12 protein-coding genes are annotated in these 14,659 nt (G+C 72.7%); 2 read left to right on the forward strand and 10 right to left on the reverse strand.

All coding sequences use genetic code 11. The features are described 5' to 3' along the window. The first annotated feature begins 285 nt into the window (after nt 1–285). Nucleotides 286–1,140, forward strand: a complete 855-nt coding sequence (locus tag ACTIF1_RS12795; RefSeq protein WP_439596814.1) for an FkbM family methyltransferase — start codon at nt 286–288, stop codon at nt 1,138–1,140. A gap of 11 nt (nt 1,141–1,151) precedes the next feature. On the opposite strand, the gene ACTIF1_RS12800 is transcribed toward ACTIF1_RS12795, so the two are convergent. The 6 genes from ACTIF1_RS12800 to ACTIF1_RS12825 all read right to left on the reverse strand — a co-directional run bounded on the left by ACTIF1_RS12800 (nt 1,152) and on the right by ACTIF1_RS12825 (nt 7,829). Then, nucleotides 1,152–2,273, reverse strand: coding sequence for a glycosyltransferase family 4 protein (locus tag ACTIF1_RS12800; protein WP_439596815.1), 1,122 nt, complete (start codon nt 2,271–2,273; stop codon nt 1,152–1,154). A gap of 74 nt (nt 2,274–2,347) precedes the next feature. Then, complete coding sequence (locus tag ACTIF1_RS12805) at nt 2,348–3,529, reverse strand: glycosyltransferase (protein ID WP_439596816.1); 1,182 nt, start codon at nt 3,527–3,529, stop codon at nt 2,348–2,350. Beyond that, on the reverse strand, nt 3,526–4,608 hold the full coding sequence (locus ACTIF1_RS12810; RefSeq protein ID WP_439596817.1) for a GNAT family N-acetyltransferase: 1,083 nt from the start codon (nt 4,606–4,608) through the stop codon (nt 3,526–3,528). Before ACTIF1_RS12810 ends, ACTIF1_RS12805 begins: the two co-directional genes overlap by 4 nt. Further along, nucleotides 4,605–4,805, reverse strand: a complete 201-nt coding sequence (locus tag ACTIF1_RS12815) for a hypothetical protein (RefSeq protein WP_439596818.1) — start codon at nt 4,803–4,805, stop codon at nt 4,605–4,607. The genes ACTIF1_RS12810 and ACTIF1_RS12815 overlap by 4 nt, the downstream gene beginning before the upstream one ends. A gap of 58 nt (nt 4,806–4,863) precedes the next feature. Beyond that, nucleotides 4,864–5,616: a YdcF family protein gene (locus tag ACTIF1_RS12820; protein WP_439596819.1), complete on the reverse strand. Its 753-nt coding sequence runs from the start codon at nt 5,614–5,616 to the stop codon at nt 4,864–4,866. Beyond that, nucleotides 5,613–7,829 carry a glycosyltransferase gene (locus tag ACTIF1_RS12825; protein WP_439596820.1) on the reverse strand — a complete coding sequence of 739 codons (2,217 nt, stop codon included), beginning with the start codon at nt 7,827–7,829 and terminating at the stop codon, nt 5,613–5,615. Before ACTIF1_RS12825 ends, ACTIF1_RS12820 begins: the two co-directional genes overlap by 4 nt. Nucleotides 7,830–7,876: 47 nt before the next feature. Here ACTIF1_RS12825 and ACTIF1_RS12830 point away from each other — a divergent pair, with 47 nt between their 5' ends. After that, the gene (locus tag ACTIF1_RS12830) at nt 7,877–8,971 is read left to right on the forward strand and encodes a GNAT family N-acetyltransferase (RefSeq protein ID WP_439596821.1); all 1,095 of its coding nucleotides are present in this window, start codon (nt 7,877–7,879) and stop codon (nt 8,969–8,971) included. Here the strand turns inward: ACTIF1_RS12830 and ACTIF1_RS12835 are convergent. From ACTIF1_RS12835 to ACTIF1_RS12850, 4 genes are all read right to left on the reverse strand, one after another. Next, complete coding sequence (locus tag ACTIF1_RS12835; protein WP_439596822.1) at nt 8,890–9,858, reverse strand: hypothetical protein; 969 nt, start codon at nt 9,856–9,858, stop codon at nt 8,890–8,892. The genes ACTIF1_RS12830 and ACTIF1_RS12835 overlap by 82 nt on opposite strands. After that, nucleotides 9,855–11,390 (reverse strand): oligosaccharide flippase family protein, encoded by a 1,536-nt coding sequence (locus tag ACTIF1_RS12840; protein ID WP_439596823.1) that lies wholly within the window; start codon nt 11,388–11,390, stop codon nt 9,855–9,857. Before ACTIF1_RS12840 ends, ACTIF1_RS12835 begins: the two co-directional genes overlap by 4 nt. 3 nt (nt 11,391–11,393) lie before the next feature. Continuing rightward, the gene (gene asnB / locus ACTIF1_RS12845; protein ID WP_439596824.1) at nt 11,394–13,301 is read right to left on the reverse strand and encodes an asparagine synthase (glutamine-hydrolyzing); all 1,908 of its coding nucleotides are present in this window, start codon (nt 13,299–13,301) and stop codon (nt 11,394–11,396) included. Between the two features lie 152 nt (nt 13,302–13,453). After that, entirely contained in the window at nt 13,454–14,551 is a 1,098-nt protein-coding gene (locus ACTIF1_RS12850; RefSeq protein WP_439596825.1) for an NAD-dependent epimerase/dehydratase family protein, read from the reverse strand. Nucleotides 14,552–14,659 lie beyond the last annotated feature (108 nt).

A 14,659-nucleotide genomic window follows, 5' to 3' on the forward strand; every position in this document is an offset into this window, starting at 1 on the left:
AGTGTCGGTTACAAACACGTTAACTTCAACTTTCGTACTTGGAGTGTAAAAGCAGCCACGCCTGCCGCAAAGATCGGTGGCCGGGGTTTTCGCGTTCAGCCCATGTATCCAGGTCTGTTACGACAGATAAGTCTGCTGTCGGGGCCGAAATGCCACGCGAATTGTCACCGATTTTATTTCATCGGTGTCGGGTCGCCGCATTTTGAACGTGTCTTTGGCGATCTCATGGCTATGCCGGCTCGCTTGACGCGCGCCGCGCCTCTGACTTCTCCAAAGGATTCCGCGATGCCGGGTACCCACACCACCATCCGCATGCCGATCTGGCGCGACAGCCGCCGGCGCCGGGTGCTGTCCGGCCTGGCGCGCCCCCTGGTCTGGCTGCTGAACCGCCCCGCCGCCGCAGGACTCGGCCGTGCGCTGTATGACCTCGCGCTGCGCTGCAACGGCATCGGCATCAACTTCCCCGGCCGGCACGGCCTGACGGCGGCGGAGGAAGCCTTCCTCGCCCGCAACGCCGCCCGTCTGCAGGGCGGCGTGCTGCTGGATGTCGGCGCCAATGCCGGCCACTACGCCGCGCATCTGCGCCGCCTGGCGCCCGAGGCCCGCATCCTGGCCTTCGAGCCGCATCCGCGCACCTTCCAGGCGCTCTGCGCCGCGCTGCAGGGCAGCGGGATCGAGACGTTGCAGCTGGCGCTGAACGCGGATGGCGGCAGCCTGGAGCTGCACGACTTCGCCGCGGGCGACGGATCCACCCAGGCCAGCCTGAGCCGCGAGGCGGTGGGCTTCTACAGCGCCGCCACCGTCTCCCACCAGGTGGACTGCGCGCGGCTGGACGATGTGCTGGACCAGCAGGGCATCGGCCGCGTCGCGCTGCTGAAGGTGGATACCGAAGGCTTCGACCTTGCGGTGCTGCAGGGCGCGGCGCGTGCCATCGCGGATCGCCGCATCGACATGATCCAGTTCGAATTCATCCCCGCCAATATCGCCACGCGCGTCACCATGCGCGACATCTACGCGGCGCTGCCGGGCTATGCTATCCACCGCCTCTGCCTGAACGGCGCGCTGCTGCCGCTCGGCGGTTACGACGTGAAGTGGTGCGAGATCTATGTCACGCAGAACCTGGTCGCGCTGCCTGCCTGAGGCAGCGCGGTTCAGCCCTCGATCAGCGCGGCATAGGCCTGGAACATCGCCTCCTCGCTGAAATCCAGCACGGCGCGGGACCGGTTGGCGGCCCCGATGGAGCGCCGCCGCTCCGGCTCCTCCAGCAGCGTCGCCAGGGCAATGGCGAAATCCGCATCGTCCTTCGGCGTCACGAAGGGCAGGTTCGGCGTGGCCAGCATGGCGGAGACATCGCCCACGTCGGTGGCCGCCACCGCCAGGCCCGTGCCCATCGCCTCCAGCACCGAGAAGGGCATCTGCTCGGTGTCGGAGGACAGCGCGAAGACGTCGAAGGACCGGTAGGCGGCGGCGGGGTCCGGCACATGGCCGGCGAAGGTGACCTGCCCGCCGATGCCGAGTTCCGCCGCCAGGGCCTGCAGCCGCGCGCGGTCCGGCCCATCGCCGAGGATCGCCAGGCGGAAAGGGGTGCGCCGGCGCGCCAGCAGCGCGCAGGCCCGCAGCAGGCGGTCCAGCGCCTTCTCCGGCCGCAACGCCGCCACGGTGCCGATCAGCGGGATCCCGGCCGGGCCGGGGGCCGGGCTGGCCACCGGGCCATCCGGGCGGAATCGGTTCAGGTCCAGCCCGTTCGGCACATAGCGCAGCCGGTCCTGCGGCAGCCGCCATTCCTCCTGCGCCAGGCGCAGCAGCGTGACGGAGGGCAGCACCACGGTGCTGCGCCGCAGCGCCCAGCGCCGTGCCAGCACGCGCCGGCGGAACTGCTGCGTGGCTTCCTCCGGCCCGAAGCCGTCCTCGATATGCAGGTGGCGCAGCCCGGGGACGGCGTGCTGGGCGATGGCCCAGTCCATGCTGCCCCAATTGCCGGTCACCAGCACATCCGGGCGCAGCCGGTGCAGCAGGGACTGGATCTGCCAGATGCGCCCCGCCGTGCCGCGCGCGCGCGGCGGATCCAGCAGGGTGAAGGGCACCTGCGCGCCGATCCGTGCGGCGCAGGCGCCATCGCCGTCCAACGGCACGACCACATGCCGCCAGCGCGCGCGGAAGCGATTGGCCAGCGCCGCATAGCGCACCTGCGCGCCACCCACCGCGAAGCTCGGGAAGACATGCATCACCAGCCGGGTTTGCGCAGGGCTGCCGGCCTTCCGGGTGCCCCGCATCCGGCCCTTCCCCGCCTCCGGCCGGGCATCGCTTAGCCGTGCCAAAAGCGCGGCGGCGGGCATCAGCGGCGCACTCATGCCTGCGCCCGCCGCGACAGCTTCGCGCGCGCGCCATCCGGGCGCAGGGCCGCGCATTCGGCCTCCGCGATCGCCACCACGCGGCGGGCATTGCCGGCCCAGGTCAGGTCGCGCGCCACCACCTCCGCCCGCGCCGCGGCGCCGAGGCGCGCGCGCAGACCCGCATCCTGCGCCAGCCGCGCGACGGCGCCCCAGAAGCCGCCGGCCTCGCGCGGATCGAACAGCAGCGCGGTTTCGCCGTGCCGCAGCACCTCCCGCAGATTGGGTTGGTCGGGGGCGACGATCGCGCGGGCGGCAGCCATGTATTCGAAGACTTTCAAGGGAGAGGCATAGGGCACCGCGGCCGGTTGCAGCGCGATGTCGAAGCCGGCGACCAGCGCCGGGATGTCTGCGCGCGCGGCGAGGCCGGTGAAGTGGACGCGATCGGCGATGCCGAGCTCGGCCGCGAGCTTTTCGAGTCCCGGTCGCGCGGGACCATCCCCGACGACAACCAGCGACAGGCGCTGCTCACCGCGCCAGGCGGCGATGCCGTGCAGTGCCTTGTCCAGCCCGTGCCAGTCCCGCACGAAGCCGACGAAGCCGAGCACCAGCGTCTCCCGCATCCCGGTCTCCACAGGTTCCGGGAAATCCGCCAGGTCGATGCCATTCGGCACCACGGTGATGCGCGCGGCGGGCACGCCGGCGGCGGCGACACGGCCGGCCAGCACGTCCGTCACCGGCAGCACGCGCTGCGCGCCGCGCCAGGCCAGGCGCTCGATCCAGGCGGAGAGGCGCGGCAGGCCGAGACCGCCGAACTTCGCCCGCTCCTCGGCCAGGGGCGCATTCACCTCCAGCAGCAGCGGCACGCCGCGCATGCGCGCCACGATGCGGCCGGCAAGGTGGTACAGGTTCGCGCGCTCGTAGATCACATCCGGCGCGAAGGCCGCGGCGGCGCGATGCAGCCGCCAGGTGGCGGGCACCGCATAGGCGATCTCGGCCAGCGCCTGCGCCCAGGCCGGTAGCAGGCGGCGCAGCCGGGCCAGACCGCGGCTTTCCCCGCCCAGCGCCGCCTTGTCATAGCCCGCGGGGCCGGTGACCCGCACCTCATGCCCCGCCGCCCGCAATGCGGCCACCATGGAATCCAGATGCACGCCCTGCCCGTCGCGGGAGCGGATGCGGTGGCTGTAGAGAATCCTCATCGTCCCATCCATCCCGCAAGGCGCCGCCGCAGCAGCGCGAGCAGCCCGAGCGGATGGCCCGCATGCGCCAGCACCAGGCCGATGCGCTGCCGCCGCGCCGCCACCCAAAGGCCCTTGTAGCCATCGTCGCCGCGGCCGAAGTCCAGCTGCTGCACGGCTTCCTCCTCGATCAGGTGGCGGATCATCATCGCCGTCAGCGCGGTGCCCGGGGAGGCCGCCCGCTGCGCCTGCAGATGCGCCAGCTTCAGCAGCCAGGCGCGCCCGCCGGAGACCAGCCAGTATTGTGCGGCCACCGCCTGGCCCGCCGCATCGCGCAGCAGGCCGAGCCGCAGGGCGCCCTGCGCCGCGGCGGCGCGCATCAGCGCCGGGTCGAAGCCGGGCGCGGGCTCCGCCGGCTTCCAGCTGCCGGCATGCACGGCGAGATAGCCCGCGATGGCACGGTCCAGCGCGGGGCCGGGGCGGGTCTGCATCTCGAACCGGAAATCGCGGCCGGCGCGGTCCAGCTTGCGGCGCACGGTGCTGCGCAGCGCCGGCGGGCGCGCGGCAAGGTAGCCGGCCCAGCCCGCGCCCGGCACCAAGGCCTCGTGCCAATTGCCGAAATGGCGGTAGCGCTGCACGGCGAGTCCGGCGCTGGCGATTCCCGCCAGCCACTCCTCCAGCCCCGGCGCATCCTCCGCCAGAGCTTCCAGCCGCAGCGGCGCGCGAAAGCGCAGCGCGGCGCCGAAGCTGGCGCCGGCCGTCTGCCATGCGCTGGCGCCCACACCCCGCGCCTGCAGCGGCCGCCAGGCGAGCGAATAGGGCGTGGTGAGGCTCTGCAGCGCCCCGCTTGCGCCACGCAGCAGCGGCAGCAGCGCCGTCTCCTCCGCGCAGAGGCCGAGCAGCGGCGTGGCGCCCCGCGGCAGCGCATGCGCGAGGGTCGTGTCGTGCCAGAGCCGCGTGGCGAAGATGTCGCCCGCGTCGACCGGCTGCAGGAAGCGGTCGCACCAGCCCGGCAGGCGGCCCTGCGGCAGCGGCAGCAGGCGCAGCGGCGCGGGTGCAGGCCGCGTGACGGCGGCCGCCTGGATGCCGGCGAGGCTCAAGGCGTCGCGCGCCACGGCGGATGGGCGGGGCGAAACTCGTGCAGGCGATCGCGCATCATGGGACTCTCCGCTGCCTCCCGCTGGTGATGATCCTGGGGGGCCATGGCCATCGGCCGGATCCCGGCCCGCGCCGTGGCCCGGGGCGGCACCTGCCAAGCAAACCGCTTGCCAGGAATATTCTTGTTATAGATCAGCATGATGGCTGGCTTCCGGTGACGGCTTGCGCGGGGCTGTAAGGCGCATCGACAGGGCGGCTCATGGCGCCGCCGCCGGGCCATCGCGCAGCGCGTAGAAGGCGCGACCGGCCCATTCGTGGATGGCGAACCAGCTTTCGGCCAGGTGGTCGCCGCGCGGCCGCAGCGCGGACCAGGCAAGGTGCTGCGGCCGTGCCTGGCGCACCGGCGCCGGCTGCACGCCAAATCCCTGCCGCGCGAAGGCGTCCAGCGCGCGCTGCATGTGCCAGCCTTGCGTCACCAGCAGCGCCGCCGGCACGTCCGCCGCGCGCAGCAGGGCCGCGGAGAAGACCGCGTTCTGCCGCGTATCGGCTGCGCGCGGTTCCACCCAGCGCGGCGCCAGGCCGAAATCCGCCTGCAGGCTGCGCGCCATCAGCGCCGCCAGCGGCGGCTGGCCGGGCGAGATCGGCCCGCCGGTGACCAGGATGGGCAGGCCGCTGGCGCGGGCGAGCGCGGCGCCGGCACGCAGCCGCTCCAGCGTCAGCAGGCCGACATCCGCCCCCTCGTGCCCCTCCGCCACATCGCCGCCGAGGATGATGATGGCGCCCGGCGCGACCCTGGCCGGCGGCGCTGCGAAGCTGAGGGATTGCACCAGCAGCCCGGCGGCCAGCGGCGTGGCCAGAAGCAGCACGCCGGCCCCGGCCAGCGCCGCCAGCAGCCCCGGCCAGGCGCGCCGCGCACCGCGCGCGGCCAGCAGCCCGGCGAGGATGCCAAGGCAGACAAGGCCGAGCGGCGGCAGCAGCAGCGGCGCCAGGATGTTCTGCAGCAGCGTCACGCCGGGGCCGGCGCCGGGTCGCGCAGCTCCCGCCAGCTGCCGAAGCGGCCGCCGATCTCCTCGCGGAAGAAGGCGTAGTAGTCGTCGAGCCAGCCGAGGAAGCGCGCCAGCTGCGCCGCATCCCGCACATAGGGCGTATTGCCGGGCGCCAGCGACGGCGAGTGATAGGTCAGCACGAAGCTGCGATGGCCCTGCGCCAGCATGTGCCGCGTCAGCCGCTTCGCCTCCTCCAGCGTCATGCCCTCCGGGCTCAGCCGGATGCGCTCCAGCAGGCCGAGCCGCGCCAGCGCGCCGCCGAGCCTGAGGCGCTGCCCGCCCCTGCCGAAGATGCGCGGCGCCAGGCGTTCCGCGCGTGTGGCCGAAAGCCGGCCGACCAGCGCGGCGGAGACGGGAATCTCCAGCAGCGTGCGGTCGCGATCGGTCCAATAGGGCCTTGCCGAGAAGGCCCAGTTGCCGGAGAGGCCGCCGGCCAGGCCGCCCGCCGGCCAATGCGGCGTCACGCTGCTATCGGCCAGGTAGCCGAGCGACTTCAGGATATCGGCGGTGCGCGGGCCGGCGCCGAAGCGGCCGGTGCGGTAGATGCGCGGCACTTCGCCAAAAGCCTCGGCCAGGGCATCGGTCAGGCAGCGCGCCTTGGCCAGTTCCAGCTCCACCGGCAGGTTGCCGGCATAGCTGTTGCGCTCGTTCACCGCCTCGGTGAAGGGCGGCGTCACCCAGGGGTGCATCTGCGCGCCGATCTCGCAGGCGCCATCGGCCAGCAGATCGCGCAGCGGCGCGCGCCCGGCCTCCTGCGTCGCGACCGGATAGTCCACCAGATACAGCGGCACCACGCCGTGCCTTTCGAAGACCCGATGCGCGCGTGCCTGCGCGGCCATGGAGGAGACATCCGGCGCATCGCGACGGAAGGGGCCGGACCAGTCGAAGGCCTCCTCCGCATCCACCATGGTGATCAGCAGCGGTGGGGAATCCGCAGGCGTCGCCAGCGGTGCGTGGAAGCGATGGTCAAGCACGGAGGCATTGGCGCCGAGTCGCGTTTCCTCCGGCGCCACGGGGTCCGGCTTCCTGCCATAGACGGCCAGGTAGCGCTCCGCCACGCCGCGCATGCCGAAGCGCGCCCGCGCCAGCTTGCGGCCCTCCGCGCCCAGCCGCGCGCGCGCTTCGGCATCCGTGGCGAGGCGGATGACGCCGGCGACATAGCCCTCCTCGTCGTCGAAGAGATGGCCGGTCTCGTCCTGGAGGACGAAACTGTCGTTCACGCCGGGCAGGTGGCGCACCACCACGGGCAGGCCATGCGCCATCGCCTCCGGCACCACCGTGCCGAAACCTTCGAGGTGGGAGGCGAAGACCAGGATGTCGGCAGCGCGGAAATAGGGATGCGGATCGCGCTGCTCGCCGGCCAGGATGACGCGATCGCCGAGGTTTTGCGCCGCGATGACATCGCGGATCGCCGCCAGCTGATCCCGCTCCAGCACCGGGCCCACCAGGATCAGCCGGGTATCCGGCCGCACCGCCAGGATGCGCGGCAGGGCGCGCACGAGAAACAACGGGTCCTTGCGCGCGCCGAGGCCGCCGACGAAGAGCAGCACCAGCTCCTCCGCCCCGATGCCCAGGCTTTCGCGCATCCGGGAGCGGCCATCCGGCGGCGGCAGGGGGATGCTGACGCCGCAGGGAATCAGGTGGCAGCGCCGGGGGTCCGCGATGCCGCGGGTTTCCGCATCCAGCTTGGGGCTGATGCTCACATAGCCGTCGAACAGCCTGAAGCCGCGCGCGGCCAGCCTCCGCAGGCTGGGGCGGTACTGGTTGATCAGCACCGGCAGGCTGTCATCCAGCGTGGCGGAGAGGATCAGCCGCCGCCGCGCCAGGCGCGCCAGAAGGTAGGTGACGAAATACCAGTCGGCATGGGTGCGGACATGCACCGCGCTGTAGCGGTGCAGATGCGCGATGAACCAGGCGGCCATCCGCAGCTGCCGCCGCAGCGTGCCGAGCGGACGGTCCGACAGGTAGATGACGCGGCCCAGCGTGGAACAGGCGGCCGGGTCCTGCGGCGGGCGCGGCGTATGCGTCACCAGCAGGTCGTGCCCAACCTCGGGCGCGATTTCCTGCATCACCGCGCTGCTGCGTTCCAGGAAGACGCCCTCGCCGGTGAAGGCGGGGCGATAGTATTTCAGCACATGCAGCACCCGGCCGGGCCTGCGCACATCCGCGCGGGTCATGCCCGACCCCCTTGCGCGCAGGCCTCGCTTTGCGCTGCATGGCGCCGATGAAGATCGAGATCGTTCCCCGCCCCGACCTGCAAAGCCTGGGCGCGGAATGGCGTGCGCTGGAGGCGCGCGCCGCAGACCTCTCCTTCTTCCGAAGCTGGAGCTGGGTGGGCTGCCTTGCGGAGGAACGCTTCGACGATGCGCTGCTGCTGCGCGCGGTGCGCCAGGGGCAGGTGGTGGCGCTGGCGCTGTGCAACCGGCGTGGCGGACGGCTGTGTCTCGGCGAGAGCGGCGATGCGGCGCGGGATGCGCCCTTCGTCGAGCATAACGGCCCCCTGATGCTGGATGAACCCGGCCTCTGCGCCGCGCTGCTGCGCGCCGCTGCCGCGGTGCCCGGCGTGCGCCGTCTGGTGCTGGGCGGCGTGGCGCCGGCGGTGCTGGCCGCAGCACCCGGCGTGGCGCTGCGCTGCCAGGAAAGGCAGGCGCCCTTCGTCGATCTCGCGGCGATCCGCGCGGGCGGCGACCACCTGGCCACGCTGAGCGCCAATGCGCGGCAGCAGATCCGCCGGTCCCTGCGGCATTTTGCCGAAATGGGGCCGCTCGCGCTGCATCGCGCGGGCAGCGAGCCGGAGGCACAGGCGATGCTGGCGCGGCTGATCGCGCTGCATGAGGCGAGCTGGCAGGCCCGCGGCCGGCCCGGCGCCTTCGCCACCCCGTATCTGCGCCGCTTCCACACGGCGCTGGTGGCGCGCAGTTTTGCGCGCGGCGAACTCGATCTGCTGGAGTTGCGCGCCGGCGCCACGACGTTCGGCTTCCTGTACAATTTCCGGCTGCGCGGCCGCGTCTCCGCCTATCAGAGCGGTCTTGCATCCTTCGCGGAGTCGCAGGCCAGGCCCGGCCTTGCCTGCCATGCGCTGGCAATCGGCGACAGCCTTGCGCGCGGCGATGCCGTTTACGACTTCCTCGGCGGCGACGACCGCTACAAGCGCAGCCTGGCGCGGGACAGCGCGCCGCTGTTCTGGGCGGAGATGGTGCCGCGCTGGTCGCCCACGGGCCTGGCGCTGCGCGCCGTTCATGCGCTGCGTCCGCACGCCGCCTCGCTCCGCAGCACCAGGCGTGGCCGCAGCGAATCGGGGCAGGGCGGCGCGGCGTGACGCAGCCGCGCCAGGGCCAGCCAGGCGAAGGGGTCGCGCCAGGGCCTTGGGCGGCGTGCCCGCGGGTCGGCGGCGATCCAATCGCGCAGCATGGCATCGGCATCGGCCGGCAGGCCGGCGAATCCCTCGGCGTAGATGAGGCTGCGCAACGCCGCCGATTCCAGGCGGCCGCGACCCTGCCGCACCAGCCGGTGCAGATGGCGGCGCAGATCCTGCCAGCGCCAGGGCTGCCAGCGGGGCGTGGTCCAGCTCGCCGCCGGCTCCACCGCGATGCGCCAACCCTCCCAGCCGCCCTGCGCCGCATCGAGATCGTGCAGCAGGAAAGAGCCGAGCAGCCCATCGCCGCGATAGAGCCCGACCGGCAGCCGCAGCCCGGCCGCCGCCAGCCGCTCCACGAAGGCCGCGCGCAGCGCGAAGAGCGAGCCATGCAGGCCGGAATGGCGGAGCATGCCCTGGCGCAGTGCCGCCGCGCTGCGGCCGCTGCTCGGCACGGCGGCGGCGGCCAATGCCTCCGGCTGCCGTTCCAGGCGCGCCGCCAGCCGGTTCAGCGAATCCGGCCAGATCTCGGCATAGGCATCGATGCAGACATACAGCGCGGCCGGCGGGCGCAGCGCATGCAGGAACAGGTTCAGCGCATGCGACTTGTCGGGATGCGGCACCTCATAGACCGCGCCTTCCAGCCCCGCCGCGCGCAGCGCCGTGGCGGCCAGGGCGGGCGATCCATCCGTGGTGCCGTTCAGCAGCACCGTGACATGCAGCGCGACATCCGGCCCGGCCTCGCGCCCCGCGCGCGCGATGGCGCGCAGGCAGGCGCCGATGCGCGCCGCCTCGTTGCGCCCGAAGACGGCGACGGACCACCGCGCGGGCGCGGCCTGATGCGCGCTCATGCCCGCGACAGGGGGCGGCGCAGGGCAAGCCGCCCCAGCAGGCGCCGCAGCAACGCCAGCAGATCCGCCTCCGCCCCCTCCGGGCGTCCCGACAGCGCCCAGAGGGTGAAGAGCAGCGCGGCATAGCTGGTGCTGCCCAGCGCCACCCCCTCCAGCAGCCGCAGCGCCGCGCGCCCGCCGGTCTCCGGCGCCGCGGCCCAGCCCAGGCCCGCGCTCCAGAGCAGGGCCGCCATGGCGCCGGTGGCCAGGGCCGGTCGCCAGAGCTGCCGCACCAGCCGGCCCAGGCTGATCCGCAGCAGGGCCAGGGCGCGCTGGACCAGCAGCATGTGCTCCGCAAGCACCGCCAGGCCCACGGCCAGCGCGGCGCCGGTGAGCCCGTGCCCCGGCGTCAGCAGCAGCAGCAGCCCGAGCCGTGCGCCCCCCGCGCCGAAGGCGATGGCCAGCAGCGTCGCCAGCCGCGTATGGGCCACGAGCAGCGCGCTGCTGACATTGCCGAAGGGCGTCAGCACGCTGGCAATGCCGAGCACCACCACCACCGGCACCGCCTCCAGCCAGGCCTGGCCGAAGCCCAGCGCGATGACGGGGCCGGCGATGGCGGAAATGCCGATGCCGGCGGGCAGGGTCAGCAGCGCCAGCAGGGCGCAGATGCGCAGGTAATTCGCCCGGCCGGCATCCGCCTCGCTGCGATGGCTGGCGGCGAAGCCGGGCATGCAGGCGCGGCAGACCGGGTCCACCAGCTCCGAGGAGGGCAGCACCGCGACCTCCACCCCCACGGCGTAATGGCCGACCGAGGTGGGGCCCAGCACGCGGCCGATCACCAGGCTTTCCGAGCGTTCCTTCACCATGTTGGTGACGCTGAGCGCCCAGGTCCAGGCGGAGACGCCGGCCAGGCTGCGCCAGGCCACCAGGGTCAGCCGCGGCCGATAGGGGTGCAGCACATAGCTCATCAGCACCAGGCCGAGGCGGTTGACGAAGATGCCGGCCACCAGCGCCCAGTGGCTGCGCACCAGGAAGGCCAGCCCGATCGTCACCAGGATTCCGGCCAGGCGCGGATAGAGGTTCAGCGCGAACTCCCGCTCGAAGCGCAGGTTGCGGCGGAAATCGACGGCGCCGATATTGGCCAGGCCGCTGAGCGCGGCCGAGAGCGCCAGCGCCAGCAGCACCGGCTCCAGCCGCGCATCGCCGAAGAAGCCGGCGGCCGGCGCCGCGGCGATCCAGACCAGCGTGCCCACCAGCAGCCCGCGCAGCAGGTTCAGCGTGAAGCCGGTGTCGTACATGGCGCGATCGGGCGCCTTGGCACGGATGATCTGATCCTCCACGCCCAGCACCAGACACACCTCCAACGCCACGGCGAAGGAGGAGGCGAGCGCGATCAGGCCGAAATCCTCCGGCGCCAGCAGCCGCACCAGGATCAACGTGCTGACCAGGCCCATCAGCCGCGTCGCCATGCGCCAGGCCACCACCCAGGCGGCGCCGAAGGCGGTGCGGGACAGGATGCTGCCCTGCGCCGCCTGCTTCGTCTCAGGCGGCATCGATCAGGCCTGCGCCATCTCGGTCTCGGCCGGCTGCGCCGCACCGCGCAGGAAGCCTTCCATCACCAGCAGCTGCCAGATCGGCTGCGCATGGTCCGCGGCGCCGCTGGCATGTTCGTCCACCAGCCGCGTCAGCGCCGCGGCATCGAACAGGCCGCTGTCCAGCATCGCCTCGCTGCCCAGCCGCGCGCGCACCGTCTCCGCCCGCGCGCGGAACTGTTGCGCGATGCCCTGGGCGAAGCCGCGCTTCGGGCCGTGCAGCACCGCATCGGGCAGCAGCGGCGCCATGGCCTGGCGCAGCACCTGCTTGCCGGTGCCGCCGCGCAGCTTGAGATGCGCGGGCAGCTTCATGCCCCATTCGACGAGGTCATGCGCCAGCAGCGGCGGCCGCACCTCCAGCGAGACGGCCATGCTGGTGCGGTCCAGCTTGGTCAGGATATCGCCCGGCAGATAGGTGTGCAGGTCGGCATATTGCGCCTGCAGCAGCGCATCCTCCGGATCGCATTCCGCCATCAGCGCCACGAAACGGGCGGAAGGATCATGGCCTTCCAGCGCGCCGCGCAGGCCGGGCGAGAGCAGGGCACGGCGGCGCGCATCGTGCAGCTTGCAGACGGTGCGGTAGTAGCCGAGCGCGCTGTCCAGGCTCAGCTCGGTCAGCGTGTTGCGCGCGCGCAGCCAGCGCGGCGCGCCGGCCAGCACCGGATAGGCGGCGGCCAGCCGGCCGATCACCTGGCGCCGGACACCCGCAGGCAGCAGCCGCCGCACGCCCTCCGAGAGGTTGTGGAAGCGGTAGCGCCGGTAGCCGCCAAAGACCTCGTCGCCGCCATCCCCGGAGAGTGCGACCGTGACGTGCCGCCGCGCCAGGCTGCAGACGGCCAGGGTGGGGACGGAGGAATGGTCGCCAAAGGGCTCGCCGAACAGTGCCGCCTGATGGCGCGCCGCGGCCAGGTAGTCCGTGCCGGCGGCCTGCGCATGGTGGCGCGTGCCGCAGCGGGCGGCGACCGCGGCAGCGATGGCGCTTTCATCCTCCGGTCCCTCGAAGCCCATTGTGAAGCTGTCGATCCCCGGACGGGCGCGGGCGGCGAGGGCGGTGACGGCGCCGGAATCGAGCCCACCCGAGAGGAAGGCACCGAGCGGCACATCCGCCATCAGCCGTGCCCGCACCGCATCGTCCAGTCGTCGCGCGAGCTCCGCCGGCGCATCCGCCGGCGCCGCGGCGGCGCGCGTCGGCGGCTGCCAGTAGCGGTAGAGCGCCGCGGGTTCCGGCCGCCCCCGCTGGAGCAGCAGCGCATGCGCCGGCGGCAGGCGCTGGATGCCCGCATGGATGCTGTGCGGATCGGGCACATAGCCGAGCGCGAGGAAATCCTCGACCGCCGCGGCGTTGATCCCGCGCGTCAGGCCCGGCAGCGCCAGCAGCGGCTGCAATTCGGAGGCGAAGGCCCAGCCTCCGCCTTGCAGTCGCGCATAATGCAGCGGCTTCTCGCCCAGCCGGTCGCGCGCCAGCAGCAATTCGCCGCGCGCGCGGTCCCACAGGGCGAAGGCAAACATGCCATCCAGCCGGTCCAGCACGGCCAGGCCCCAGGCCTTCCAGCCGAGCAGGATCGCCTCGGTATCGGATCGCGTGCGGAAGACGTGGCCGAGGCCTTCCAGCGTCTGGCGCAGCGCCGCGTGGTTGTAGATCTCGCCGTTGAAGGCGATCACCACGCTTCCATCCCCGGTCGCCATCGGCTGCTGGCCGCCGGCCAGGTCGACGATCGCCAGGCGGCGATGGCCGAGGCCCAGATGCGCCTCGGCATGATGGCCCTCGCCATCCGGCCCGCGATGGCGCAGCAGGTCCGACATGCGGCGAAGCGCCGTGCCATCCGGCAGGGCGGGATCGAGCGGGTGGAACAGACCGACGAGGCCACACATGCACGGACTCTCCTGGCGCGTGGTTCGGGGGGGGGGCGCTTGCGAGCGGACGGGGCCGCGTTCATCCTGATCGGGCAGGATGGCGGGAGGCAGGGCTTGGTGCGGCAGCGCGGCGTGGCGGAAGCCTGCGATCCATCGCCAGGCGGGATGGGCTAGGTGCCCGGCCGCTGGTCCTGGCGCACCGCCATCGCCGTCATCCTGGGCCTGTCCGTCGCCTCCTGGGCCCTGGTCGCGCTGCTCCTCGGCTGGCTTTTCGGCTGAGGCCGGCGGGCTGGCCGCGGCGCGGCGCCGGGCTGGATCTCGGAAAGCGCCGGGCTGCCCGCGCGCAGCCACCCGATCACCGCTGCCAGACCCTCCTCCAGCGGCACCGGCGGCTTCAGCCCCAGCGCCTGGCGGGCGCGCAGCACGGAGCCGACGGAATGGCGGATATCGCCGAGCCGGGCCGGCTGGTGTTCCAGCTGTGGCTCCCGCCCGCAGGCGCGGCCGATGGCGGCCGAAAGCTCGAGCAGCGAGCTGGGCTGGCCGGTGCAGACATTGAAGACGGGCGCGGCGGTCTCGGCCACCGGCAGCGCGGCGAGCAGGGCCGCCACCACATCGGCGACGAAGACGAAGTCGCGCGTCTGCCGGCCATCGCCATGCAGCGAAAGCGGCAGGCCGCGATTCAGCCTCTCGCAGAAGATGGAGATGACGCCGGAATAGGGCGAGCGCGGATCCTGCCGCGGGCCATAGACGTTGAAGAAGCGCAGCCCGGTCGTCGGCACGCCATGCACCTGGCCCGCGACCCGCGCATGCTGCTCGCAGCCCAGCTTGTCCGCGCCATAGGCCGATAGCGGCCGCGCCGGCGCATCCTCATCCAGCGGGCAGAGTTCCGGCATGCCGTAGATGGCGGCGGAGGAGGCATAGACCACCGGCACGGCGCTGGCGCGCCCGCTGCCCGCGCGCGCCGCATCCAGCACGGCGATGGTGGCGGAGAGATTGACGCGATGCGTCTCCAGCCAGGCTTCCGTGCAGCGCGCGACGGAGGCGATGGCGGCGAGGTGGAAGCAGCCATCCACGCCCTGCATCGCCGCGCGCACCACCGCCGGATCCTCCACCCGGCCGACGATCAGCGAGGCGCCGCGCGCAAGATTGGCGCGCGATCCGGTCGAGAGATCGTCGAGCACCCGCACCTGGTCGCCGCGCGCCAGCAGGGCGGCGCAGAGGTGGGAGCCGATGAAGCCGCAGCCGCCTGTCACGAGAAGTAATGCCACCGGACTACCGTGCTTTTTCCATGCCGCATGCTTAGCCCCTTTCCCCACAAAATAGACTGTTCGAATTAATGGTTCGCATGTTCTTGATAGTATGCGTTTTGATTATCC

This window comes from Falsiroseomonas sp. (assembly GCF_051860665.1).
GTDB lineage: Bacteria > Pseudomonadota > Alphaproteobacteria > Acetobacterales > Acetobacteraceae > Falsiroseomonas.

Coding starts and splice junctions, on each gene's coding strand:
- ACTIF1_RS12795 (WP_439596814.1), top strand. CDS start 286: ATGCCGGGTACCCACACCACCATCCGCATGCCGATCTGGCGCGACAGC.
- ACTIF1_RS12800 (WP_439596815.1), bottom strand. CDS start 2,273: ATGCGGGGCACCCGGAAGGCCGGCAGCCCTGCGCAAACCCGGCTGGTG.
- ACTIF1_RS12805 (WP_439596816.1), bottom strand. CDS start 3,529: ATGAGGATTCTCTACAGCCACCGCATCCGCTCCCGCGACGGGCAGGGC.
- ACTIF1_RS12815 (WP_439596818.1), bottom strand. CDS start 4,805: ATGCTGATCTATAACAAGAATATTCCTGGCAAGCGGTTTGCTTGGCAG.
- ACTIF1_RS12825 (WP_439596820.1), bottom strand. CDS start 7,829: ATGACCCGCGCGGATGTGCGCAGGCCCGGCCGGGTGCTGCATGTGCTG.
- ACTIF1_RS12830 (WP_439596821.1), top strand. CDS start 7,877: ATGAAGATCGAGATCGTTCCCCGCCCCGACCTGCAAAGCCTGGGCGCG.
- ACTIF1_RS12835 (WP_439596822.1), bottom strand. CDS start 9,858: ATGAGCGCGCATCAGGCCGCGCCCGCGCGGTGGTCCGTCGCCGTCTTC.
- ACTIF1_RS12840 (WP_439596823.1), bottom strand. CDS start 11,390: ATGCCGCCTGAGACGAAGCAGGCGGCGCAGGGCAGCATCCTGTCCCGC.
- asnB (WP_439596824.1), bottom strand. CDS start 13,301: ATGTGTGGCCTCGTCGGTCTGTTCCACCCGCTCGATCCCGCCCTGCCG.